Annotated in this window: 22 protein-coding genes; 5 read left to right on the forward strand and 17 right to left on the reverse strand. The window is 61.4% G+C overall.

The genetic code is table 11. From position 1 onward, the window contains the following. Position 1 precedes the first annotated feature (1 nt). A complete protein-coding gene (locus tag ACR0LD_RS08525) occupies positions 2-1543 on the forward strand; it encodes a Ppx/GppA family phosphatase (protein WP_170420360.1) in 1542 nt (513 codons plus the stop codon). Between the two features lie 9 nt (positions 1544-1552). On the opposite strand, the gene ACR0LD_RS08530 is transcribed toward ACR0LD_RS08525, so the two are convergent. The 6 genes from ACR0LD_RS08530 to scpA form a co-directional block, all read right to left on the reverse strand. After that, complete coding sequence (locus ACR0LD_RS08530) at positions 1553-1912, reverse strand: hypothetical protein (RefSeq protein WP_437436398.1); 360 nt, start codon at positions 1910-1912, stop codon at positions 1553-1555. Between the two features lie 51 nt (positions 1913-1963). After that, positions 1964-2977 carry an endonuclease/exonuclease/phosphatase family protein gene (locus ACR0LD_RS08535; protein ID WP_170364626.1) on the reverse strand — a complete coding sequence of 338 codons (1014 nt, stop codon included), beginning with the start codon at positions 2975-2977 and terminating at the stop codon, positions 1964-1966. A gap of 4 nt (positions 2978-2981) precedes the next feature. Continuing rightward, entirely contained in the window at positions 2982-3662 is a 681-nt protein-coding gene (locus ACR0LD_RS08540; RefSeq protein ID WP_170340209.1) for a molecular chaperone DjiA, read from the reverse strand. A 45-nt stretch (positions 3663-3707) separates the two neighbouring features. Then, the gene (locus ACR0LD_RS08545) at positions 3708-4196 is read right to left on the reverse strand and encodes a GNAT family N-acetyltransferase (protein ID WP_170357241.1); all 489 of its coding nucleotides are present in this window, start codon (positions 4194-4196) and stop codon (positions 3708-3710) included. Then, on the reverse strand, positions 4193-4795 hold the full coding sequence (locus tag ACR0LD_RS08550) for a VOC family protein (RefSeq protein WP_170420358.1): 603 nt from the start codon (positions 4793-4795) through the stop codon (positions 4193-4195). Before ACR0LD_RS08550 ends, ACR0LD_RS08545 begins: the two co-directional genes overlap by 4 nt. Before the next feature lie 157 nt (positions 4796-4952). After that, positions 4953-7118: a methylmalonyl-CoA mutase gene (gene scpA, locus ACR0LD_RS08555; RefSeq protein ID WP_480636857.1), complete on the reverse strand. Its 2166-nt coding sequence runs from the start codon at positions 7116-7118 to the stop codon at positions 4953-4955. Positions 7119-7262: 144 nt separating this feature from the next. Here scpA and ACR0LD_RS08560 point away from each other — a divergent pair, with 144 nt between their 5' ends. Beyond that, positions 7263-7709 carry a DUF4174 domain-containing protein gene (locus tag ACR0LD_RS08560; protein ID WP_170390971.1) on the forward strand — a complete coding sequence of 149 codons (447 nt, stop codon included), beginning with the start codon at positions 7263-7265 and terminating at the stop codon, positions 7707-7709. Between the two features lie 115 nt (positions 7710-7824). On the opposite strand, the gene ACR0LD_RS08565 is transcribed toward ACR0LD_RS08560, so the two are convergent. The 5 genes from ACR0LD_RS08565 to ACR0LD_RS08585 all read right to left on the reverse strand — a co-directional run bounded on the left by ACR0LD_RS08565 (position 7825) and on the right by ACR0LD_RS08585 (position 13246). Continuing rightward, positions 7825-9870 carry an acetyl-CoA carboxylase biotin carboxylase subunit gene (locus tag ACR0LD_RS08565; protein ID WP_170357237.1) on the reverse strand — a complete coding sequence of 682 codons (2046 nt, stop codon included), beginning with the start codon at positions 9868-9870 and terminating at the stop codon, positions 7825-7827. Between the two features lie 117 nt (positions 9871-9987). Next, positions 9988-10191, reverse strand: coding sequence for a hypothetical protein (locus ACR0LD_RS08570; protein ID WP_093964781.1), 204 nt, complete (start codon positions 10189-10191; stop codon positions 9988-9990). 485 nt (positions 10192-10676) lie between these two features. Beyond that, positions 10677-11030 (reverse strand): hypothetical protein, encoded by a 354-nt coding sequence (locus ACR0LD_RS08575; protein ID WP_170340198.1) that lies wholly within the window; start codon positions 11028-11030, stop codon positions 10677-10679. A 127-nt stretch (positions 11031-11157) separates the two neighbouring features. Beyond that, positions 11158-11643: a DUF6497 family protein gene (locus ACR0LD_RS08580; protein WP_170404581.1), complete on the reverse strand. Its 486-nt coding sequence runs from the start codon at positions 11641-11643 to the stop codon at positions 11158-11160. Between the two features lie 70 nt (positions 11644-11713). Then, positions 11714-13246 carry an acyl-CoA carboxylase subunit beta gene (locus tag ACR0LD_RS08585; RefSeq protein WP_170340194.1) on the reverse strand — a complete coding sequence of 511 codons (1533 nt, stop codon included), beginning with the start codon at positions 13244-13246 and terminating at the stop codon, positions 11714-11716. Positions 13247-13418: 172 nt separating this feature from the next. On the opposite strand from ACR0LD_RS08585, the gene ACR0LD_RS08590 reads away from it, so the two are divergent. Together ACR0LD_RS08590 and ACR0LD_RS08595 are read left to right on the forward strand one after the other, a co-directional pair. Then, positions 13419-14624 (forward strand): multidrug effflux MFS transporter, encoded by a 1206-nt coding sequence (locus tag ACR0LD_RS08590; RefSeq protein WP_480636472.1) that lies wholly within the window; start codon positions 13419-13421, stop codon positions 14622-14624. A gap of 65 nt (positions 14625-14689) precedes the next feature. Then, entirely contained in the window at positions 14690-16090 is a 1401-nt protein-coding gene (locus ACR0LD_RS08595; protein WP_170460479.1) for a helix-turn-helix domain-containing protein, read from the forward strand. A gap of 46 nt (positions 16091-16136) precedes the next feature. On the opposite strand, the gene ACR0LD_RS08600 is transcribed toward ACR0LD_RS08595, so the two are convergent. The 6 genes from ACR0LD_RS08600 to ACR0LD_RS08625 all read right to left on the reverse strand — a co-directional run bounded on the left by ACR0LD_RS08600 (position 16137) and on the right by ACR0LD_RS08625 (position 21969). Continuing rightward, a complete protein-coding gene (locus tag ACR0LD_RS08600) occupies positions 16137-16376 on the reverse strand; it encodes an HP1242/YdcH family protein (protein WP_093964776.1) in 240 nt (79 codons plus the stop codon). A 127-nt stretch (positions 16377-16503) separates the two neighbouring features. Next, positions 16504-18162, reverse strand: coding sequence for a choline dehydrogenase (betA, locus tag ACR0LD_RS08605; protein ID WP_170365651.1), 1659 nt, complete (start codon positions 18160-18162; stop codon positions 16504-16506). 86 nt (positions 18163-18248) lie between these two features. After that, positions 18249-19757 (reverse strand): choline-sulfatase, encoded by a 1509-nt coding sequence (gene betC, locus ACR0LD_RS08610; RefSeq protein WP_480636475.1) that lies wholly within the window; start codon positions 19755-19757, stop codon positions 18249-18251. Continuing rightward, positions 19754-20326, reverse strand: coding sequence for a choline-binding transcriptional repressor BetI (betI, locus tag ACR0LD_RS08615; protein WP_170357231.1), 573 nt, complete (start codon positions 20324-20326; stop codon positions 19754-19756). Before betI ends, betC begins: the two co-directional genes overlap by 4 nt. A 94-nt stretch (positions 20327-20420) precedes the next feature. Further along, positions 20421-21329: a DMT family transporter gene (locus ACR0LD_RS08620; RefSeq protein ID WP_170357230.1), complete on the reverse strand. Its 909-nt coding sequence runs from the start codon at positions 21327-21329 to the stop codon at positions 20421-20423. 40 nt (positions 21330-21369) lie between these two features. Continuing rightward, entirely contained in the window at positions 21370-21969 is a 600-nt protein-coding gene (locus ACR0LD_RS08625; RefSeq protein WP_093964771.1) for a LysE/ArgO family amino acid transporter, read from the reverse strand. Positions 21970-22053: 84 nt separating this feature from the next. Between ACR0LD_RS08625 and ACR0LD_RS08630 the strand changes: the two genes are divergently transcribed. Continuing rightward, the gene (locus ACR0LD_RS08630; RefSeq protein WP_480636477.1) at positions 22054-22938 is read left to right on the forward strand and encodes a LysR family transcriptional regulator ArgP; all 885 of its coding nucleotides are present in this window, start codon (positions 22054-22056) and stop codon (positions 22936-22938) included.

A 22938-nucleotide genomic window follows, 5' to 3' on the forward strand; every position in this document is an offset into this window, starting at 1 on the left:
CATGGAACAGAGCGCTGCAAGGATCCCGGACTGGGGACCATTCGGAAGACCGCTGTTCGACCATCCGGGAATCCGAGATCTCTCGCGCGTTGGCGTGGTCGATGTCGGATCGAACTCGGTTCGGATGGTTATCTTTGACGGCGCGGCCCGGTCACCCGCTTATTTCTACAACGAAAAAGTCATGTGCGAACTTGGCGCCGGGCTGTCGGAAACCGGCAGGCTGAACCCGCGCGGTCGCGTACGTGCGCTGGCGGCGCTGCGGCGCTTTGAACACCTGTCCCGCGATCTTGGCCTGCCCGGACTGCACGTTGTAGCCACCGCCGCCGTGCGCGAGGCGGAAGACGGTCCGGAGTTCTGTCAGGAGGTTCTGGCCGAGACAGGGCTGCATATCTCGGTCATCGACGGCGAGGAAGAGGCCCGATTGTCGGCACAGGGCGTCCTACTGGGCTGGCCGGGCGCCTACGGCCTGATCTGCGACATCGGCGGTTCGTCCATGGAGCTGGCAGAGATCAGCGGCGGATCGGTCGGACGGTGCGTGTCCTCGTCTCTGGGGCCGCTCAAACTCCGGGATATCAAGGGCGGACGCCGCGCCCGCAAAGCCCACATCAAGGAAACACTCGAGGCGCTTCGTGACCAGATGGGGCCGCAGCGCGACCGACTGTTCCTGGTCGGCGGAAGCTGGCGAGCCTTTGCAAGGTTGGACATGCTGCGCCGCGGATATCCGCTGAACGTGCTGCACGAATACCGCATGACCACCAAGCAGGTGCGCGAAACGATCAAATACATCGAAAAGGGCGACCACGAACACCTGCGCTCTCAGGCTGGGGTCTCAAGCTCGCGGATGGCCCTGATTCCGTATGCCATGGACGTGCTGTCGCGGCTGATCCGCACCTTCAAACCCAAAGACATCGCAATATCCAGCTATGGTATCCGCGAGGGCCTGCTGTATGAGCAGATGCCGCAGATTCTGCGGGATTGCGACCCTTTGATCGAGGCCTGCCGGTTCTCGGAGCAAAAGGACGCTCGGCTGCCCGGTTTCGGGCCGCATCTTTATGATTTCGTGATGCCGCTGTTCCGGTCCGCCCCTCCTGCCCGAGTTCGGCTGATCAAGGCGGCCTGCCTGTTGCACGATGTCAGCTGGCGCGCCCACCCCGATTATCGGGCCGAGGTCTGTTTCGACAATGTGACTCGCGCCAACCTGGGCGGCCTGAAACACTCGGAACGTGTCTTCATCGGACTTGCCCTGCAGCATCGTTACCGGAACAAGCGAGAGGGCAACCGGTTCGCCCCTCTGTACGAACTGCTGGACGAGCGCGACCAGAAGCAGGCCGAGATTCTGGGAAAGGCCATGCGTTTCGGCGCAATGCTCTGGATGCAAAACGACGCGGCAACTGGCAAGCTGCGGTTCTACCCCAAGAAGCGCGAACTGGAGTTTTATCTGCCCAAGTCGCTCAGCCCCTTGTTCAACGAAGTGGCCGAGGCAAGATTCGAGTCACTGGCAAACGCGCTGAAATCGCGCCCGATCGTCAAAATGCAGGGCTGATCCGGACGATCAGATATCGGTTGCGCCTTCATCGTCCTCTTTGGGAGCAACCTCATCGGGCTGGTCGGGAACGTCCGGTTTCCTGCGGATGATAATGTCGCCATTGGGCAGCATTTCGGGCGCCTCATAGGCGCTCCAATCCTTGACCTTGCCGCCGATCTCGGCAAGGGCCGGGCCCATCTCCTCGATAAAGGACTGCATGGCCGGGCCGAATTGCTCGGCAAGCCCCAGAAGATCCTCAAGCGCGGGCTCCATTTCCTTTCGCAGGCCCTCGAAGAACAGCTCGGCCCCCTGCTCCATCAGGGACTTACCGCCTTCGTCCTGGGCCGCGGCCGGCGCGGCAAAAAGGGCCGTGGCACCTATCAGCATCAATCGTTTCATGACCTGAAATATAAGGGGCGGGAACAGTTGTTGAAAGGGTCAGATGTCGATGTCCAGCGTCACCGGAAAATGATCTGAGGCTGTGACCAAGGCATCGCGCAACTCTGGCACCGTCCAGCAGTGTTCGTCCCGGAACGGGTGCCAGATGCGCCAGACCGGATTGCGGACCCTCAGATCCTCGCTGATCATGATGTAGTCCAACAAAGCCTCAAGATATTGGCCTTCCTTCGGGCGGGCAAAGCGCGCGGTCGATGGGATCCAGCCCGGCCGAGGTCGAAGCGCCTGTGCGGGATGCGGATCGTACAGGCCGGTTTCCAGAAGGATTTCCACCGATGACCGCCCGAAAAGATGTTCGAATTCATCCAATCCCGGCCCGTCATTCAAATCGCCCAGCAAGATCACCGGTTCAGCAGCGGCTATGTGCGCGCGCACCCGACGCGACAGCCACACAGCCTGCGCCAACTGCTTGCGGCGGTTGGCGATAGAGATGCGCAAGGCTTCGTCGCGCGATTGGGCACCGTGCGGTGCCTTGGACTTCAGATGTGCACCGATCAACCGGAACTCGAACCCGGCCCGGGTTCGGACCGCCAGTTCCATGGGTGGTTTTGAAAACCGCACCAGATCCTCGGTCGCGTCAATGTCCAGATCGATCCGAAACTCGCGGTCAAAGCGTGGGAGATCGTCGGGATCGTGGCCGCCATCTTGCACTCCTTTCGGGTCGTGCCGGGCGGTCAGGGCCTCGGGATCATACAAGAGGGCCAGTTCTTGATGCGTATCGTTGGCGAAACCCATGATCGCATTGGATGTACGCAGATCGAACGTCTCGGCGAAATGCTGCAAGGCGCGCACCGTGTTTTGCGATTTGCCCGTATTCGGCGCCTCGACGATCAGCATGGCGTCGGCGTCGACGGCCGTCAGCACCGTCGCAATGGCCTCGATCTGCTGTGCCTTGGTGACATTGTGCCGGCCCGACCAGCTGTCATCGACAACCAGTTCATCATTGCGGTCGAACAAATTGGCGAACCATTCAATGTTGTAGGTCGCCAGACGCATCGTCTCAGACCCGCGCGCCGTTGATTTCATCCCAGGCGCGGTTGATGTCGATCATCTTTTTTTCGGCAAGGCGAATTGCTTCTTCGGGAACACCACGGGCCATCATCGCATCTGGATGTGTGTCACGCACGAGCCTGCGCCAGATTTTTCGGATCTCGGGTAGTGGAGTGTCAGGGGTCACGCCCAGAACGGTGTAGGGATCCTTGGGCGCATCTGGAACGAAGCGCGCACGCAGGGCTTTGAACTGTGCATCGGTCTGGCCAAAAATCCGCGCCACATCCTCCAGAAACTCGTTCTCGTTGGGGTGATAGAACCCGTCCGCCATGGCGATGTGAAACAGCCCCTCCATGAGGTCGCACAGGGTGGTGCTGTCTTCGGCGAACATGCGAGCGATCTTGCGTGCGTATTCCTGATACCCGGCCACATCCGTCCGGGCCATGTTGAACACGCGCGCCGCGCCGGCCTCTTCCTCCGGCGGAATACGAAACACCTCGCGAAAAGCGGTCACCTCGTCGCGGGTCACCTGCCCGTCCGCCTTGGCCATCTTTGCGCCCAAGGCGATCACAGCAATCGCGAAGGCCACCGAACGTTCGGGCGGCGTGCGTAGCTTCTCAAAAACGGCCGTCAGGCTTTCACCTTTGGCAAGCGCGCTCAGCGCCTCGGATATGCGGGACCAGATCGACATGAGCGCACACTAGCGCGCCGAGTACGGACTGTCAGGTGCGACCATTCATTCCGGGGCCAGAATTTTCTGCATCAGCACAAGATCCAGCCAACGCCCCCATTTATGACCAACTTCCGGCATTCGGCCGACCGTCTCAAAACCGACCGCCGCATGAAAGGAAATCGCGCCCGGGTTCTCGGCCGAGATTCCAGCGACCAGAACATGCACGCCTTGCGATCGCGCCACCTCCTCCAAGGCTCGGATCAGCGCGCGACCCGCGCCCCGCCCCCGGCCTTCAGGAGCCAGCAGGATGGTGTGTTCCCGGCTGTGCGCATATCCGGGACCCGAGCGAAAACGGCCATAAGTCGCATATCCCGCGACACGGCCGTCAAGCTCGGCAACTTGGAACGCCAGCCCTCGCTCGTCGATATCGCGCGCGATTTCTTCGTGGCTTCGCTCGGTCGTGGTAAACGTGATCAGCGTCTCGCGGATGATCGAATTGGTGATCTCTGCAATTTCAGCCGCATCCCGGGGCAGAGCCGGGCGAATGATCATTCCAGCACCCGCGGTCCGTGCGGAGTTTCAAATTCAGCCCGCAAAGCCGCAGGCCCGGAATCGAAAACAACCTTGTCGAGCGGGCCGAGCAATTGCGCCAAATCCAGCGCGTCCGGGTGATAAACCACCAGCCGCCGCAGGAGGCAGCCACTGGCCCGCAGCATGCCAGCCGGATGCAGGTCACCTTGCCACTGAATCAAAGCGGGAAACAGGTTGTCGAACGGTAAACGCCCCGATCCTGGCACCGCCATCTTCCACCGCAACGCACCACGATCAAGGTCATGGATATCGCCAATGTCGATTGAGAATCCATCGACATAGGCCTGCATATCCGAAACCTGACAGACCCAGTTGGTGAGCCTCGGCGGCCCCGAGAAACGATCAAGATCAAACCAACGTGGCCGCCCAGGATCGGCAGCGTCCGGGTCAATCGCGATCGCTTCAAGATACAGGCCCTCGTCCAGCCCAAGAAGCTTGTTGTAGGTGCCGAATTTTCCATGTTTGCCACCGGGCATCATCGGAATACCCAAGGCATGCTCAACATGCGCGACCGCCTCGTCCAAAGTCGACGCGGCCACCGCCAGATGATCAAGCTCCATAATTGCGCCTCCAGCGTCCAAAACCGACCTCATGCCATCGGATACCATGAAAAGCCTGACTTGGGCACTTCGTCTGACACCAAACATCCCAGCGGGTGAATGCCCGAGGCCGCAGGCATCGCGAAAAAGGGGGCAGAAAGCCCCCCAAAGTCACAGTTCAGGCGCGCGCCTCGCGTATCAGGCGCAGAATGTCTTGTGCCGCCTCAGGGATGTTGGTCCCCGGCCCGAAGATGGCCTTGACCCCGTGATCATACAGGAACTGATAATCCTGCTGAGGGATGACGCCACCGCAGATAACAATGATATCTGCGGCGCCGGCCTTTTTCAGCTCTTCCACCAGTTGCGGTGCCAGCGTCTTGTGGCCCGCCGCCTGGCTGGAAATGCCAACCACATGCACGTCATTGTCGATCGCGTCCTGCGCGGCCTCGGCCGGGGTCTGGAACAGCGGACCGACGTCCACGTCGAAACCGATATCGGCGAACGCGGTGGCGATCACCTTTGCCCCGCGGTCGTGACCGTCCTGGCCCATCTTGACCACCAGAAGACGCGGGCGGCGGCCCTCTTCCTCGGCAAATTCCTCGATCGATTTCTGGATGGCGGCAAAGCCCTCGTCACCTTCGTAGGCTGCGCCATAGACACCAGCCAGCGTTTTCACTTCGGCCCGATGACGGCCGAATTCCTTTTCCATTGCCATGCTGATCTCTCCTACGGTTGCGCGGGCACGCGCGGCCTCGACGGCGGCTTCCAGCAGGTTGCCCCCCTCTTTCGCGCGCCGGGTCAGTTCGTCCAACACAGCCTGACAGGCGGCCTCGTCCCGGGTCGCGCGGATGCGTTCCAGCCGGGCGATCTGCGCCTCGCGGACGGCCTGGTTGTCGACCTCGAGGATCTCGATCGGGTCTTCCTTTTCCTTGCGGTACTTGTTGACGCCGACGATTACTTCTTCGCCACGGTCGATCATGGCCTGACGGCGCGCGGCGCTTTCCTCGATCCGCAGCTTGGGCATTCCGCTGGCAACCGCCTTGGTCATGCCGCCCATCTCCTCGACCTCTTCCATCAGGGCCCAGGCTTTTTCGACCAGTTCATTGGTCAGGCTTTCCACATAGTAGGAGCCGGCCAACGGATCGACCACATCGGTAACGCCGGTTTCCTCCTGCAACACCAACTGTGTATTCCGCGCAATTCGGGCCGAGAAATCGGTGGGCAGAGCAATCGCTTCGTCCAGCGCGTTGGTATGCAGCGACTGCGTGCCCCCCAACACCGCGCTCATCGCCTCATATGCGGTGCGGATCACGTTGTTGTACGGGTCTTGCTCCTGCAGCGAAACGCCCGAGGTCTGGCAATGGGTGCGCAGCATCTTCGAGCGGTCCGACTTGGCCCCGAATTCGGTCATCACCCGGTGCCACAGAGTACGCGCGGCGCGCAGCTTGGCGATCTCCATGAAAAAGTTCATGCCGATGGCAAAGAAGAACGACAGACGGCCAGCGAACTTGTCCACGTCCATTCCCGCGTCGATGGCTGCGCGCACATATTCGCGCCCATCGGCCAGGGTATAGGCCAGCTCCTGCACCAGGTTCGCCCCGGCCTCCTGCATGTGGTAGCCCGAGATCGAGATCGAGTTGAACTTGGGCATCTCGTTCGAGGTGTACTCGATGATGTCCGAGATGATCCGCATCGAGGGCTCGGGCGGGTAGATATAGGTGTTGCGCACCATGAACTCTTTCAGAATGTCATTCTGAATGGTGCCCGACAGAACCGACTTGTCATGGCCCTGCTCTTCGCCGGTGACGATGAAATTGGCCAGGATCGGGATCACCGCGCCGTTCATCGTCATCGAAACCGAGACCTGATCCAGCGGAATGCCATCGAACAGGATCTTCATGTCCTCGACGCTGTCGATGGCAACACCGGCCTTGCCCACATCACCCACCACGCGCGGGTGGTCGCTGTCATAGCCGCGGTGCGTGGCCAAATCGAAAGCTACCGAAACGCCCTGCTGACCGGCCGCGAGGTTGCGGCGGTAAAAGGCATTCGATTCTTCGGCCGTGGAAAAACCTGCATATTGGCGGATGGTCCACGGGCGGCCCGCATACATGGTTGCCTTCACACCGCGTGTGAACGGCCCGAAGCCGGGCAGCGACCCGATATGCGGCAGGTTATCGATGTCGTCCTGCGTATACAGCGGCTTGACCTCGATCCCCTCCAGCGTCGTCTTGGTGAGGTCTTCGACAGGGCGCCCACGCAACTCTTTTTCGGCCAGGGCGCGCCAATCCTTCGTATCGGTCATAGCGTAATCCTCTTGTCTGTTCCCGTCGCGGGCCCGAATGGCGCGCCGAGGGGCTGGGTATGAATATGGAAGGGCTGACCCGGCCCACGGCAGGTCCGATCATTCAAATTTTTGATCGTCGCACGCATTTCGCCGGTCGCATTCGCGGCAACTGGGTCTATATTCAAAGGAACAGGAGACCACATGACCCGCACGCTTGCCCTTGTTTTGTCAGCTTTTTTGCCTGTGACTGCCGTCGCCGCCGACGGTGCGGCCCCGGATGAAACCGCGTATATCCGGCCAGCCGGAGACAGCGATCTGAACGAGTTTCTGTGGACACACCGCCCCATAGTGGTGTTCGCCGATACGCCAGCCGATCCCCGGTTCCAGCAGCAGATCGACATGTTGCTGGAGGGCGAAGACATGATGCGTGACCGGGATGTCATCGTGCTGACCGACACCGACCCTTCGGCGCGATCCCCGATCCGGAGGCAACTGCGCCCGCGCGGGTTCGCGATGGTCTTCGTCGACAAGGACGGTGTGGTGAAGCTGCGCAAGCCCACGCCGTGGAGCGTGCGCGAGATCAGCCGGTCCATCGACAAGACCCCCCTGCGCGAACGCGAAGTCCGCGAGCGGCGCGAGGGGCGCTGACGACCCAGACCCGCCCGGCGCAAGGGGTCTGCCACGCCCGCCTCATCCGCACCGACGGTGCAGATCTCGGCAACACGGGCAAAACCCACATTTTCCGGGCAAGCGCACATGGGCGTTATTCGAACTCCATGATCACGTCATCGACGGCGAGGCTGTCGCCCGGACCGGCGTTGATCTTGGACACCACGCCCCGGCGCTCGGCGCGCAGGATGTTCTCCATCTTCATCGCCTCGACCGTGCACAGCGCCTGACCTTCCTGCACCTCTTGGCCGACCTCGACATCGATCTTCACGATCAGGCCCGGCATCGGGCACAGCAGCATCTTCGAGGTGTCTGGCGGCAGTTTCTCGGGCATCAGCTTGGCCAGTTCGGCAGCGCGCGGCCGGCGCACATGCACCTTCAGGTCCGCCCCCCGGTTGCGGATGCGGAACCCGCCCGAGATCTTGCCCACCTTCAGCACGAGCGGGCTGCCGTTCACGTCCAGAACCGCAAGTTGGTCGCCGGGAGTCCAGTCCGAGCTGACGCGGAGGGCGGCACCGCCCTCGAACTTGACCGTGGCGCCGTCGCGGTCTGCATTCACCTGCACGGCATATTCCTGCCCCTGCAGCGTGACCACCCAGCGCTTGCCGACTTTGCGTTCGTGGTTGTCCATCCGGCCCGAAACGCGGGTGCGGCGGATCTCGGCCACCCGGTGCATCGCCGCGCACGAGGCCGCAATGCGGCGCAGGTCGCCTTCGGGCAGTTCTACACCGTTGAACCCATCGGGGTATTCCTCGGCGATGAATGCGGTGGTCATGTCACCACTGACGAATTTGGGGTGATCCATCACCGCCGACAGGAACGGCAGGTTGTGGCCGATGCCTTCGACCTCGAAACTGTCCAGCGCCACGCGCATCGCCTCGATCGCCTGCTCGCGGGTCGGCGCCCAGGTGCACAGCTTGGCGATCATCGGGTCATAGTACATGCTGATCTCGCCGCCCTCATAGACGCCGGTATCGTTGCGCACGGCTGTCTCGCCACTGGGCGCATCGCCCTGCCATTTGCCGTTTTCCAGTAGCGGCCCCGCGGCCACCTCCTGCGGTGGACGATAGCGGGTCAGCCGCCCGATCGAGGGCAGGAAGTTGCGATAAGGATCCTCGGCATACAGCCGGTTCTCGATCGCCCAGCCGGTCAGCTTGACGTCATCCTGGGTGATCGACAGCGGCTCGCCCGCGGCGACCCGGATCATCTGTTCGACCAGATCGACACCGGTGATCAGCTCGGTCACCGGGTGTTCCACCTGCAGGCGGGTGTTCATTTCTAGGAAGTAGAAATTCTTGTCGCCATCCACGATGAATTCCACCGTGCCCGCGCTGGCGTACCCAACGGCCTTGGCCAGCGCCACGGCCTGCTCGCCCATCGCGCGGCGGGTCGCCTCATCCAGGAAGGGCGACGGGGCCTCTTCGACCACTTTCTGGTTGCGGCGCTGGATCGAGCATTCACGCTCGCCCAGATAGATGCCGTTGCCATGCGTGTCGCACAGAACCTGAATCTCGATGTGGCGCGGTTGCGTCACGAATTTCTCGATGAAGATCCGGTCATCGCCGAAGGAATTCGCCGCCTCGTTCTTGGAGCTCTGGAAGCCTTCGCGTGCCTCCTCGTCGTTCCAGGCGATGCGCATGCCCTTGCCGCCACCGCCGGCGCTGGCCTTGATCATCACCGGATAGCCGATCTGCTGGCTGATCTTCACCGCCTCGTCCGCATCCTCGATCAGGCCCATGTATCCGGGAACGGTGCTGACATCGGCCTCCTGCGCGATCTTCTTCGAGGTGATCTTGTCACCCATGGCCTCGATCGCCCCTTTCGGGGGTCCCACGAACACGACGCCTTCGGCCTCGAGCGCTTCGGCGAATTTCGCGTTTTCGGACAGGAAGCCATAGCCCGGATGCACCGCCTGCGCGCCGGTCTGGCGGATGGCGTCCATCACCTTGTCGATCACGATGTAGGACTGGTTCGCCGGCGGGGGGCCGATGTGAACCGCCTCGTCGGCCATTTCCACATGCAACGCGTGCTTGTCGGCATCCGAGTAGATGGCGACAGTGCCGATTCCCATTTTCCGAGCGGTCTTGATGACCCGGCAGGCAATCTCGCCTCGGTTGGCGATCAGGATCTTGTTGAACATGGAACGTCCTCTGTCTTTGTGTTCTGGACAAACGAAAACGCCGTTGCCGGGCTGATGCCCCGCAACGGCGTTCCGTCAAATGATGACCGGGACGGCGCGCGCCCCGGAAAACCGGTATCAGTTACAGTTGTTTTGCGTCTTGCAATACAGCACGTTGCCGGCTGCACCGACCGCAGCCCCAAGGATCGGGTCCGCGCTGAGAACCGCAGCCCCGACAGCCCCGACACCGCCGCCAAGCAGCGCCTGTTCCCCGGTTGAATCACCGCAGGCTGCCAACCCGCCACAGGTTGCGAGCGCAAGGAAAACTCGTGATATTCGCATGTATACTGCCCCTTTTGGTTTCTTGTCGAATTGAACAGCAAATGCCTGAAACGGGCTTTGTTATTCAATATCAAACGGGGTGAAACAGGGCTTTGCGCAGTTTTTTGCCGCCTTGGGTCCGCAGTACGGCCAAAGAAAAGCGCGGGCAGGTCTGTGTTGGAAACACGGTCCTGCCCGCGGAAGGAAGGGGTACGGAATAGTAGGTGCATGTGCGGCGCAGGCAAAGTCGAGCCGCACGGCCCGTTCACATTGCACAGCAAAAATGCGGCCGCCAACGGTTCAATTGCACGGCCGGAAATTCCGGCTGGAAATTGCCCATTCCCGGAAACGGCGCGCAGGTTCGTGCCGAAAGAGCCCGGTTTGCAACGGGTTCCGGCACAGACTTCAGCCATCACTGGGCGCCGACTGGACCGCATATCCGGTCGCCGCCGGATCGCGCTCCAAGCAGATGAACCCCTGATATTTGGCTGAAGGCTCATGCCGAACTATGCCTCCCCACCGAAGATATCGGGGAAGGATTGCCGCGCAGTCTCAAAGTCGATCTTCAGCAACGCATCATAGCTGGCCGGATCGAACGGATCCTCGGCAGGCACGACCTCGCGCCCAAACAGCCAGCTGAGGCGGCCAGCGTCCAGATTTCCGCGTTCAAACGGCTGATCTCCGAAATGCTCCCACAAAGCTTCGAGGAATGCCGTATCGGCACGCTTGTCCGCGGCTTTTCGGTCCCGAAAGCGTTCACGGCGGGTCAATGGCGTCACGCCCTTGGGGTTTGCCCGGCGGATCGTGAACTGGAAATCGGTTCCCGGCAGCCGTCCGGGGAATCCACGGTGCTTCAACATGCCAGCACCTCGTTCAAAAAACCGGTCCGCGACGGGCACCCGCGCAGGGATGAATGTGTCATGCGTATCTCCAAAGCCGCATCAGTTTCTCGGAATGCTCCGACGACATGAGATCGGGAAATCATGTTCAGAGTCCCTCCCAGATACATGCGGATTGCTCCAACCGGTAGGCTTCAAAATACTGCGTCGCGTCCGGAGACGAGTTGCCGAATTCCACCGGGCGGTCGGACAGCGAGATCACGACCCGCGCCGGGCTGAGTTGATGGTGCGCGACATAAGGAATGGCCAGTGTCTGACACAGATGCTCCATGTCGGTCGCGGCCACGTCATAGCCGATACCGCCCACCTCATCGCCAATCTTGGGCGCGACAAATCGAAACCGCAGCCAGAGTTCGCCCGGGTTGGTATCGACCAGAACGTCCTCAAGTGTCACCGGCTGGCCGGATGGAACCGGCAACAGGTTCCCGTCCTGCGCGATACCGGGCGATCCAAAACACATGAAAGCCAGAACAAGAGCGCGACCCCGGACCTGCCACAGGCAGGCTCCTCCTTCCGGGGTCGCAGGCGCCAGGATCATCTCCTGCGCTATTCCGTATCTGGTGGCTGGGATCATGAAACGGTTTTGTGTCAGCGGTCAATCGGGAACATTCGTGGATCGAACCGGGGCAAAGCGCCCCGGCGGATTACAGCGGAATGTTGTCGTGTTTCTTCCAAGGGTTCTTCAACTGCTTGTTACGCAGGCTGGCAAAGGCCCGCGACACACGGCGGCGCGTCGAATGCGGCATGATCACCTCGTCGATGAAGCCGCGTTCGGCGGCGACAAACGGGTTGGCGAACCGATCCTCATAGTCCTGGGTGTGCTTCGCGATCTTGTCCGGATCTCCCAGATCGGCGCGGTGGATAATTTCGGTTGCACCCTTCGCGCCCATCACCGCGATTTCGGCGGTGGGCCAGGCATAGTTGAAATCACCGCGCAGGTGCTTTGACGCCATGACGTCATAGGCGCCGCCGTAAGCCTTGCGGGTGATCACGGTCACCTTGGGCACAGTCGCTTCGCCATAGGCAAACAACAGTTTGGCGCCATGTTTGATGACACCGCCATATTCCTGACTGGTGCCGGGCAAAAAGCCGGGAACGTCCACCAGGGTCAGGATCGGAATCTCAAAACAGTCGCAGAACCGTACAAACCGTGCGGCCTTGCGGCTGCTGTCAATGTCCAGACACCCCGCCAGGACCATCGGCTGGTTTGCCACCACGCCGACGGTCTGCCCCTCAAGCCGAATGAAACCAGTGATGATGTTTTTCGCGAAATCCTCCTGGATTTCATAGAAATCACCCTCATCGGCTACCTTGGTGATCAGTTCCTTCATGTCGTAGGGGGTGTTGGGGTTTTCCGGGACCAGCGTGTCCAGAGAAGTCTCGATCCGCCCCGGCTCGTCAAAAAACGGGCGCACAGGCGGCTTTTCCCGGTTGTTGAGCGGCAGGAAGTCGACCAGCCGCCGCACTTCGGCCAGCGCTTCGACATCGTTTTCGAAAGCGCCATCAGCCACACTGGACTTCTTGGTATGGGTCGATGCTCCGCCCAGTTCCTCGGCGGTGACGACCTCGTTGGTGACCGTCTTCACCACGTCGGGGCCAGTCACGAACATGTACGAGGTGTCTTTGACCATGAAGATGAAGTCGGTCATCGCCGGGCTGTAGACCGCGCCACCGGCACAGGGACCCATGATCACCGAGATCTGCGGCACCACACCCGAGGCCATGATGTTGCGCTGGAACACCTCGGCATAGCCCGCCAGCGAGGCGACACCTTCCTGGATTCGCGCCCCTCCCGAGTCGTTGATGCCGATTACAGGCGCGCCGTTCTGCATGGCCATATCCATGATCTTGCAGATCTTCTGCGCATGCGTTTCCGACAGAGACCCGCCAAACACCGTAAAGTCCTGGCTGAACACATAGACCATGCGGCCATTGATCGTACCCCAGCCGGTCACAACGCCATCCCCGGCAGGTTTTTGTTTTTCCATGCCGAAATCGGTGCAGCGATGGGTCACGAACATGTCGAACTCTTCAAAGCTGCCCTCATCGACCAGCAGCTCGATCCGCTCGCGCGCCGTCAGCTTGCCCCGCGCATGCTGCGCATCGATCCGTTTTTGCCCGCCACCCAGGCGCGCGTCCTCACGGCGGTTTTCAAGCTCGGCAAGGATGTCCTTCATCACGATTTTCCCCTGTCAAATTTGTGGCGACAATATAGATTGCTCCGCATCACCCAAAGGCCTTTTCGGCAAATTTGCAAAATTTTGGCAATTACATTTCTGGGAATTGCAAATCAGTTAATGTTTGTGCATCGGCATGGCCTTTCCCGAATACCGGAACTATGAGTGAACCATGCAGTTCAGTTCCACGTCTACGCACCGCTCTCCGCCCAAGCTGCTAACGCTTGTCCTGCTGTCGGGATTGTCGGCGCTCAGCATGAACCTGTTCCTTCCCAGCCTGCCTTTCATGGCGGTGTATTTTGAGGCCGACTACAAGGTCATGCAGCTGTCGATTGCGTTGTATCTGCTGATCAACGCCGTTCTGCAGATCCTGATCGGTCCGATCGCCGACAAGGCCGGGCGGCGGCCGGTGCTGCTGTGGGGGCTGGTGCTGTTTCTGCTGGCAACGCTGGGGTGCATCTACGCCCCAAACGTCGAGACATTTCTTGCCTTCCGCATGGGGCAGGCCGTTATCGTCGTGGGGATCGTCCTCAGCCGTGCAGCGGTGCGCGACATGTATGACCAGGATCAGGCCGCATCCATGATCGGTTACGTCACTATGGGCATGGCCGTCGTGCCGATGATCGGACCCGCCATCGGGGGTATTCTGGAGGAAAGTTTTGGCTGGAAGGCCAATTTCTGGCTGCCTTTCGGACTGGCCGCCTTCGCGCTGGCGCTGACCTATCATGACTTCGGAGAAACCTCGGCCAAGAGCGGCAAAACCCTGATCCAACAGTTTCGGGAGTATCCCGAACTGCTGACCTCTCCGCGGTTCTGGGGGTATTCGCTGTCATCCGCGTTGTCGTCTGGCGCGTTCTTCGCCTATCTGGGCGGCGCGCCTTTCATCGGCACCGAGATCTTTGGCCTGACCGCCGCCGAAGTCGGAATCTATTTCGGCGCCCCTGCCGTCGGTTACTTCTTCGGGAACTTCATCAGCGGCCGGTACTCGGTACGCTATGGCGTGAACCGGATGGTGCGCTGGGGCTGCTGGCTGAACGCAATCGGCGTCGCGTTGTCGGCGGTTCTGTTTCTGGCGGGCTGGGGCTCGGCGCTCAGCTTTTTCGGGTTCATGACATTCGTCGGCCTGGGCAACGGCATGTCGATCCCGAATGCAACCGCCGGATCGCTGTCCGTGCGGCCACATCTGGCTGCGACCGCATCCGGGCTAAGCGGCGCGATCATGCTGGGCGGCGGCGCAGCTCTCAGCGCCCTGGCCGGTGCGATGCTGACCAATGAAACCGGCGCCATGCCGCTGTTGTGGTTGATGTTGGCCACATCGGTTCTGGCCATCGTCGCGATCAGCAGCGTGATCTGGCGGGAACGTCAAATCGGCATCTAGCCATCTTGCACCCGGAACTTTGCAAAGTTAGCCTGCGCAGGCGGAATAACTGCAAAGAAAACCCGATGGCCACTCAGAAACTCTACGCAGGTGCAAAGCTGCGCGAAATGCGGACGCGTCTGACGCTGACGCAAAAGGAATTTGCCGCCAAGCTGGGTGTTTCCCTGCCCTATCTGAACCAGATGGAGAACAACAACCGGCCGATCTCGACCACGGTTGTTCTGGCGCTGGCGCAGGAATTCGGCATGGATGTAACCGAGCTGAGCACCGGCGACAGCGAGCGTCTGGTCTCGGACATGCGCGAGGCGTTGGCCGATCCTGTCTTTGCGGATGCCATCCCCCCTCTGGCGGACCTGCGGCTAACGGCGTCCAATGCCCCCGCATTGGCGCGGTCCTTCATCGAGCTGCACAAAGCTTACCGGCAGACCCACGAGAGGCTCGCCTCGCTGGACGAGGCCCTCGGACGCGAGGATGCCCGCATTCAGGCCAGCCCGTGGGAAGAGGTGCGCGATTTCTTTCACTACTGCGACAACTACATCGACGCGGTCGATCGGGCCGCTGAACGGTTCGCCGCCCGCGCCGAAGGACCGGGAGGCATTCGGCAGGCAGCACTGGACAGCCTGAAGGAACGCGGGGTTCAGGTGATGTTCGAAGACATTCCGGCCCTGCGCAGCTATGACAACGCTACAAAGACTTTGCGCCTGTCCTCGCGCGTTGCGCCGCAGACCCAAGTCTTTCAACTGCTGCTGCAGGTCGCACTGATCAGCCAGGACAAACTGCTAGAGGCCACGCTGGATTTTGCCAAGTTTCAAAGCGACGAAGCCCGCTCGATCGCCAAGATCGGCCTCGCAAACTATTTCGCCGGCGCGTCGCTGATGCCCTACACTGCCTTTCTGTCAGCGGCGCAGGAGGACCGGCACGATCTTGAATTGCTGAGCAACCGGTTCGGCGCTTCGATCGAACAAGTCGCCCACCGCTTGTCCACGCTGCAGCGACCGGGCGCCAAGGGCATCCCGTTCTTCTTTGTGCGGGTCGATCAGGCGGGCACGATCACCAAACGCCATTCGGCCACCCGGCTACAATTTGCGCGGTTCGGCGGGGCCTGCCCGCTTTGGAACGTCCACCGGGCCTTTGAAACGCCCGGTCATTTCCTGCTCCAATTGGCGGAAACACCCGACGGGGTTCGGTATATCTCGATCGCGCGGGACGTGTCGAAATCGGGCGGGTCCTTCGGCGCGCCAGTGCGCCGTTATGCCATCGCCCTTGGGTGTGAGGTCCGGCACGCCGAAGCACTGGTCTATGCCGACAATCTAGATATCAACAACACCAGCGCCTACGAACCGATTGGGATTTCCTGCCGCATCTGCGAACGCCAGACCTGCCACCAACGGTCCGTCCCACCGCTGGAGCGCCGACTGAAGATCGACGCCCATACGCGCGGCACGCTGCCCTACGAAGTTACCTGAGCCGAACAACGGAAAAGGGCAGGATCAGTTCCCGCCCTTTTTTGGCTCACGCTTTGCTCAGGATCGACCAGATCTGGTCCTTGAGCGCGGCCCGCTTTTTGCGCAGTTCGCCCTCGGCCAGGTCTTCCATCGGCTCAACATTGGTTTCCGCCCGATGCACCATACGGTTGAGTTCGTGATATTCGTCCGCAAGCCGGGCGAAATGGGCATCGGTCTGCTTGAGCTGGCTCATCAGTTCAACCTTGTCCGGGAATTCCTCGGCCAGTTCATGCGGGGTATGGGACATTCCTGCTCGCTCCTTGAGTTTGGTTTCGCACTACAGCTAGACCCTAATACCAAAGCTGACTTTGACTCGGATCAATTGGAAGGGGAATGTTTCCCTCGCGGTCGCATCCCCCTTACCGACAATGCATTCAACGCTGCGCCTCGGCCCATTTGGGGTGGATCCACGGCCGGTCATTGGACCGGGGCAGCGGGTCTTTGCCCAGCAAATGATCCGACATCTTTTCGCCCACCATAATCGACGGCGCGTTCAGGTTGCCGTTGGTGATCTGCGGGAACACCGAGCTGTCCGCCACACGCAACCCATCCACCCCGATGACACGGCCCTGCGGGTCGACGACCGCGTTTGGGTCGTCCGCCCGCCCCATGCGGCAGGTGCCGCAGGGGTGATAGGCGCTCTCGGCATGTTCGGCGATGAAAGCGTTCAGTTCTTCGTCGGTCTGCACGTCCGCACCGGGCTGGATCTCTTTGCCCGCATAGGGTTTGAACGCGTCCTGGCCGAAAATCTCGCGGGTCAGGCGGATGCAGGTGCGGAAATCCTCCCAGTCCTGCTCGGTGCTCATGTAGTTGAAGTGGATCACCGGCGCGTCCTCGGGCTTGGCCGAGCGCAGCGTCACCGCCCCGCGCGAGGGTGAACGCATCGGCCCGACATGCGCCTGGAAGCCATGCCCCTCGGCTGCGGCCTTGCCGTCATAACGCACGGCGATGGGCAGGAAGTGGTACTGGATATCCGGGTACTCGACCCCTGGCTTCGACCGGATGAACGCCGCGCTTTCAAATTGGTTCGACGCGCCAAGACCGGTCTTGGTGAACAGCCACTGCGCCCCGATCAGGCCCTTGCCGAAAAGGTTCCAGTATTTGTACAGCGTGATCGGCTGCAGCGAGGCCTGCTGGATATACAGTTCCAGGTGATCCTGCAGGTTCGCGCCCACGCCGGGCCGGTCGGCGACCACGTCGATGCCGTGCTCGGCCAGATGCGCGGCCGGTCCGATCCCCGACAACATCAGAAGCTTGGGCGAGTTGATCGACGAGGCCGCCAGCACCACCTCGCGCCGGGCGCGCACGATCTGCGTGCGGCCACCGCGGATCAGTTCAACCCCGGTTGCGCGGCCGCCCTCGATCACGACGCGCGTGGCGAGGCCCCGGACGATGTCACAGTTTGGCCGTTTCAGCGCGGGCTTCAGATAGGCATTGGCCGCCGACCAGCGCCGCCCTTTCCAGACGGTCTGCTCCATCGGGCCGAAGCCTTCCTGTTTCTCGCCGTTGTAGTCGTCGGTCAACTCGTAGCCCGCCTGCCGCCCGGCCTCGACGAAGGCCTTGAACAGAGGGTTCTTGCGCGGCCCTCGCGACACATGCAGCGGGCCGTCGGTTCCGCGCCATTTCGGGTCACCGCCATGGCCACCGTCGTGCCAGCTTTCCATCCGTTTGAAATAAGGCAGAACATCCGCAAAGGACCAGCCATCCGCGCCCATATCGGCCCAGGTGTCAAAGTCGCGCGCATGGCCGCGCACATAGACCATCCCATTGATCGAGGACGACCCCCCGATCACCTTGCCACGCGGGCAGGCCAGCCGCCGGTTGTTCAGGTGGGGTTCGGGCTCGGACTGATAACCCCAGTCATAGATCGGCATGTTCATCGGATAACTCAGCGCCGCCGGCATCTGGATGAACGGCCCGGCATCGGTGCCGCCATGCTCGATCACCAAAACCGAGGCCCCTGCCTCGCTCAGACGATAGGCCATCGCGCATCCGGCGGATCCGGCGCCGACGATGACGAAATCTGCTTCCATGGTCGTGTCTCCATTGGTCCCGACCGGTGGCGCGGGATGTCCCGTGCGTTGCCACCGGTGGGCGTATCTTCAAAATGCGAAAGAGGTCATTCGCCGCGCGGGAAGCGCTGGCTTTCCTCGAGGTTGTCCAGATTCATGTGGTTGCGCATGTAGCGCTCGGACGCTTGCTGCAGCGGCTGATAATCCCACGGGTAATAGCCGCCCTGCCGCAGCGCCTCGTACACGACCCAGCGGCGCGCCTGGCTGGCGCGCACCTCGGCGTCGAACCGGTCCAGATCCCAGCGCGCCTCGGACTTGGTGCGCAGGGTTTGCAGCGTACCGGCGTGCTCGGGCTTGCCGGCCAGGTTTTCAAGCTCGTGCGGGTCGGCTTCGAGGTCGAACAGCTGATCGGGGTCCAGCGCGCAGCGGTTGTATTTCCACTTGCCATAGCGCATCGACACCAGCGGGGCATAAGACGCCTCGGCCGCGTATTCCATCAGAACCGGCGCCGCGCGCTCGGTGCCGTTGGCCAGCGGCACCAGGCTTTCGCCATCCGTCCACGGAGCGATCTCCGCCATGTCCACCCCCGCCAGTTCACCCAGCGTCGGGGTCACGTCGATCGTGGAAACGGGGGTGTCGATGCGGCCCGTCGGCAGGTCCGGCGCCGAGATCATCAGCGGCACCCGGGCCGAGCCTTCGTAGAAGTTCATCTTGAACCAAAGGCCCCGCTCGCCCAGCATGTCGCCGTGGTCCGAGACGAAGAGGATGATCGCCTCCTGCCGGGTGGACTCCAGCACTTCGAGAATCTCGCCGATCTTGTCGTCCAGATAGGTGATGTTGGCGAAATAGGCCCGGCGCGAGCGGCGGATGTCTTGTTCGGTGATGTCGAAACTGCGCCAGTCATTGGCGTCGAAGATGCGCTGGGAATGTGGATCTTGGTTTTCATAGCCAAGATCGCCGACCTCGGGCAGCAGGTGCTCGCATTCCTCGTACAGGTCCCAGTATTTGCGCCGCGCAACATAGGGGTCATGCGGGTGGGTGAAGCTGACGGTCACGCACCACGGGCGGTCATCCTTGCCGCGGGCCAGATCATACAGCTTGGCCTTGGCGTGATAGGCGACCTCGTCGTCATACTCCATCTGGTTGGTGATCTCGGCCACGCCGGCCCCGGTGACCGAACCCATGTTATGATACCACCAGTCGATGCGCTCGCCCGGTTTGCGGTAATCCGGGGTCCAGCCGAAATCGGCCGGATAGATGTCGGTGGTCAGGCGGTCCTCGAACCCGTGCAGCTGGTCGGGGCCGACGAAATGCATCTTGCCCGACAGGCAGGTGTAATAGCCCGCGCGGCGCAGGTGATGGGCATAGGTCGGGATGTCGCTGCGGAACTCGGCCGCGTTGTCATAGACCCCCGTGCGCGAAGGCAACTGGCCCGACATGAAGCTGGCCCGCCCAGGCGCACACAGCGGCGAGGCCGTATAGGCATTGGCAAACCGCGTTGACCGCGCCGCCAGTTTCTTGAGGTTGGGCGCGTGCAGCCACTCGGCGGGACCGTCGGGAAAGAGAGTACCGTTGAGCTGATCCACCATCAGGATCAGAATGTTGGGTCGTGTCATTTTTCGGCCTCGAGCAAGGTCGTCAGGACGCGCATGGCGTGGGAAACCGCCAGTTGCGGTTCCTCGGGCGCGGACAAAGCGGCGCGGATGTACAGACCGTCGATCAGAGCGATCATGTTCTCGGCCGCTTCGACCGGGTCCTTCATCAGCGGGCGCAACGCGTGGATCAGGTTGGACCGAATCCGCGCCTGATAGATCTGCCACAGGCGCAGCGCGTCATCGTTGGTCTGGGCCAGAACGTAAAAGGTCATCCACGCGGCGATCACGTCGGGCGTAAAGCAGGACGGCGCGAAACAGGCGCGGATGATGGCCTGGGCGCGCTGGTCCGGCGCCGCGGCTTTCAACTCAGCCCGGGCTTCGGCGCCGAAATCGCCAAGGATGCGCCGCATCGCCGCCAGAAAGATCTGGTCTTTCCCCCCGAAGTAATGGTGCGCGAGGGCGCTGGACATGCCGGCGCGCTTGGCGATCTGACTAACGGTTACATCCAGAGACTTCTTGGACCCCAACTCGGCAATCGTCGCCCTGACGATCGCATCGCGCCGGATCGGCTCCATTCCGAGTTTTGGCATAACCGCCCCCAAACCTAGTCTCAACAGAACAAACGCTAAGGGCTTTTTATTGACTCGTCAATCAATAACGTTGCCCTTGGGGGCTCCGGGGCTTTTACAGCTTGGGGGCAAGGCTTGGAGGGGTCAAGCCACTGCGGTTCAGAACGGCCTCGCGCCAGGTTATGAAACTGACCGCTGCGAGGATCAGCGTCCCCCCGGCCACGACCCAGATATCGATGCCCTCTTGAAACACGAGCGCACCCAGAAGCGTGGCCCAGATCAGCTGCAGGAAGGTGACCGGCTGGGTCACCGCGACGGGTGCAGCCTGCAAAGCCAAGGTCATGAAATAGTGCCCCGCCGTTGCAAAACTGGCGATCATGAACAGCACGCCGATGTCGCGCAGGCTGGGCGGAGTCCAGACGGCGATCGCAAAAGGGATAAGAAACAACGTCGTCCAGATCGACAGATGCGCCACAACAACCGAAGGCCGCACGTCCTGCACCATCGCTTTGGCCAGCAGGTACGACCCCCCCAACATCAGCGAGGTGCCCAGCATCGCCAGATGTCCGGCGGAAATCTCGCGGAACCCGGGTCGTAGAATGATCACAGCGCCCACGATGGCGACAAGAACGGCCGCGATACGGCGAAAGGCCATCGTCTCGCCCAGAAAAAGCGCGGCGCCCAAGGTCACATAGACCGGCGTCAGGTAGTTCATCGCAGTCACTTCCGCCAGCGGGATACGGGTCATCGCAAAGAACCACAACATGACCCCGACCGCATGTATGGCCCCACGCAGTCCAAACAAGGCGATATGCCGGCGGGTCAGATGCGTGGTCAGGATCGCCCGCATGGCTGGCAGCAGAAAGACCAGCCCCAAAGCATAACGCAGGAACGCAGCCTCAATCGGATCCATCGAGGTACCCAGAGATTTGACCAAGGCTGTCATCGCCACAAAAGACAGCCCAGCGCTGAACATCCAGAACATTCCGGCAAGCGGGCGGGATTGGGTGGCGATCGTTGTCATGGGTCCGGTTGAACACGGAAACCCGGCGACGAACAAGCCTCTACATTGCGACCAGCTTCCAGGCGATCGCCAACATGACGATACCAATCAGCACATCCAGCACCTGCCATGCCCTGGGCCTTGCGAAAATGGGAGACAGCACCCGGGACCCATATCCCAGAGAGAAGAAGAAAACGAAACTGGCGGACATGGCGCCGATGGCGAAACCCATCCGGTCTTCATACTGCGCCGAAATCGAACCGATCAGCACCACCGTGTCCAGATAGACATGCGGATTGAGCCAGGTGAAAGCCAGAACGGTCAGCAAGGCCGCGCGCAGACTTGTACGCTTCGCCTCTCCGACCTCAAGCGCGGCGCCGCCGCGCCAGGCTGACGCCAGACTGCGCAGTCCGTACCACGTCAAGAACAGCGCGCCGCCGTATCGCATCATCGGCTCGAACCACGGCGCCGCAGTTGCCAGGCTGCCGAAACCCGCGACACCTGCGGCGATCAGAATGGCGTCCGACACGGCGCATGTCAGGCACAACACAAAAACATGCTCGCGCCGGAGCCCCTGCCTGAGGACAAACGCATTCTGAGCGCCGATTGCCAGGATCAAACTGAAGCCAAGCGCAAAGCCGGCGATGACGGATGTAGACATGGACCCTCCTGTTCAGGTCCGTTGACTACGCGACAGATACGCATGTATCAAATTAAAGAGAATGAGCCATAATTAGTCTTTCTAATGCACTTGGACCCACATCACCTGGCCGCGTTGGCCGCTATTCTGCGGCATGGCAGCTTTGACGCCGCCGCTGCGGAACTTGCAGTAACGCCATCTGCGATTTCGCAACGGATCAAGGCGCTGGAGGATCGGGTCGGCGTATCGTTGATTCACCGCGGCACACCCTGCACCGGAACCCCGGCTGGCTTGCGGCTTGCCCGCCATGCCGAAGACATCGGCCTGCTTGAAGCGCAACTCAATCGCGAGCTTTCGCTGGAACAGGGCACAGGCCCCACCCGGGTCAGGATCGCGGTTCCGGCGGATGTTCTGTCCACCTGGTTCATAGACGCGATGGCAGCCGTTGGTGATATGCTGTTTGACCTTGTGATCGACGATCAGGATCACTCGGCAGAATGGTTGCGGCGTGGAGATGTCAGCGCTGCCATCTCGGTCGGCGGGCAGACCGTCCCGGGATGCGATTCCATTGCCCTCGGCACGCTCAGATACCTGCCGACGGCAAGCCCCGAGTTCATGGCTCGTTGGTTCTCTGGCGGAGTGAATGCTCAGAGCCTGTCGCAGGCACCCTGCCTGACCTTCAACAGGAAGGATGCCCTGCAAAAGGCCTGGATGCATGCGCAAACGGGTAGCCGGCTGTCTCCGCCGACCCACTTTCTGCCCTCGTCTCACGGGTTCGTAGCCGCTGCTGCCGCAGGTTTGGGTTGGGGGATGAACCCCGCGCATCTGGTCCAAAGCGCGATCGCGGATGGCCGTCTGCGCGAGCTTGTGCCCAACACCCCGTTGGATGTGCCTCTGACCTGGCAGGTCGGGCGTATCCTTGCACCGGCGCTTTCACCGTTGACGCGAGCGGTCCGGAAAGTTGCGGCGCAAGTGCTGGCAAACCCGTAA

This window comes from Ruegeria sp. BF8 (assembly GCF_056538625.1).

Excerpts from the sequence above, each read along its gene's own strand:
- ACR0LD_RS08525 (WP_170420360.1), top strand. The coding sequence starts at position 2 with ATGGAACAGAGCGCTGCAAGGATCCCGGACTGGGGACCATTCGGAAGA.
- ACR0LD_RS08530 (WP_437436398.1), bottom strand. The coding sequence starts at position 1,912 with ATGCTGATAGGTGCCACGGCCCTTTTTGCCGCGCCGGCCGCGGCCCAG.
- ACR0LD_RS08535 (WP_170364626.1), bottom strand. The coding sequence starts at position 2,977 with ATGCGTCTGGCGACCTACAACATTGAATGGTTCGCCAATTTGTTCGAC.
- ACR0LD_RS08540 (WP_170340209.1), bottom strand. The coding sequence starts at position 3,662 with ATGTCGATCTGGTCCCGCATATCCGAGGCGCTGAGCGCGCTTGCCAAA.
- ACR0LD_RS08545 (WP_170357241.1), bottom strand. The coding sequence starts at position 4,196 with ATGATCATTCGCCCGGCTCTGCCCCGGGATGCGGCTGAAATTGCAGAG.
- ACR0LD_RS08550 (WP_170420358.1), bottom strand. The coding sequence starts at position 4,795 with ATGGAGCTTGATCATCTGGCGGTGGCCGCGTCGACTTTGGACGAGGCG.
- ACR0LD_RS08560 (WP_170390971.1), top strand. The coding sequence starts at position 7,263 with ATGACCCGCACGCTTGCCCTTGTTTTGTCAGCTTTTTTGCCTGTGACT.
- ACR0LD_RS08565 (WP_170357237.1), bottom strand. The coding sequence starts at position 9,870 with ATGTTCAACAAGATCCTGATCGCCAACCGAGGCGAGATTGCCTGCCGG.
- ACR0LD_RS08570 (WP_093964781.1), bottom strand. The coding sequence starts at position 10,191 with ATGCGAATATCACGAGTTTTCCTTGCGCTCGCAACCTGTGGCGGGTTG.
- ACR0LD_RS08575 (WP_170340198.1), bottom strand. The coding sequence starts at position 11,030 with ATGTTGAAGCACCGTGGATTCCCCGGACGGCTGCCGGGAACCGATTTC.
- ACR0LD_RS08580 (WP_170404581.1), bottom strand. The coding sequence starts at position 11,643 with ATGATCCCAGCCACCAGATACGGAATAGCGCAGGAGATGATCCTGGCG.
- ACR0LD_RS08585 (WP_170340194.1), bottom strand. The coding sequence starts at position 13,246 with ATGAAGGACATCCTTGCCGAGCTTGAAAACCGCCGTGAGGACGCGCGC.
- ACR0LD_RS08590 (WP_480636472.1), top strand. The coding sequence starts at position 13,419 with ATGCAGTTCAGTTCCACGTCTACGCACCGCTCTCCGCCCAAGCTGCTA.
- ACR0LD_RS08595 (WP_170460479.1), top strand. The coding sequence starts at position 14,690 with ATGGCCACTCAGAAACTCTACGCAGGTGCAAAGCTGCGCGAAATGCGG.
- ACR0LD_RS08600 (WP_093964776.1), bottom strand. The coding sequence starts at position 16,376 with ATGTCCCATACCCCGCATGAACTGGCCGAGGAATTCCCGGACAAGGTT.
- betA (WP_170365651.1), bottom strand. The coding sequence starts at position 18,162 with ATGGAAGCAGATTTCGTCATCGTCGGCGCCGGATCCGCCGGATGCGCG.
- betC (WP_480636475.1), bottom strand. The coding sequence starts at position 19,757 with ATGACACGACCCAACATTCTGATCCTGATGGTGGATCAGCTCAACGGT.
- betI (WP_170357231.1), bottom strand. The coding sequence starts at position 20,326 with ATGCCAAAACTCGGAATGGAGCCGATCCGGCGCGATGCGATCGTCAGG.
- ACR0LD_RS08620 (WP_170357230.1), bottom strand. The coding sequence starts at position 21,329 with ATGACAACGATCGCCACCCAATCCCGCCCGCTTGCCGGAATGTTCTGG.
- ACR0LD_RS08625 (WP_093964771.1), bottom strand. The coding sequence starts at position 21,969 with ATGTCTACATCCGTCATCGCCGGCTTTGCGCTTGGCTTCAGTTTGATC.
- ACR0LD_RS08630 (WP_480636477.1), top strand. The coding sequence starts at position 22,054 with ATGCACTTGGACCCACATCACCTGGCCGCGTTGGCCGCTATTCTGCGG.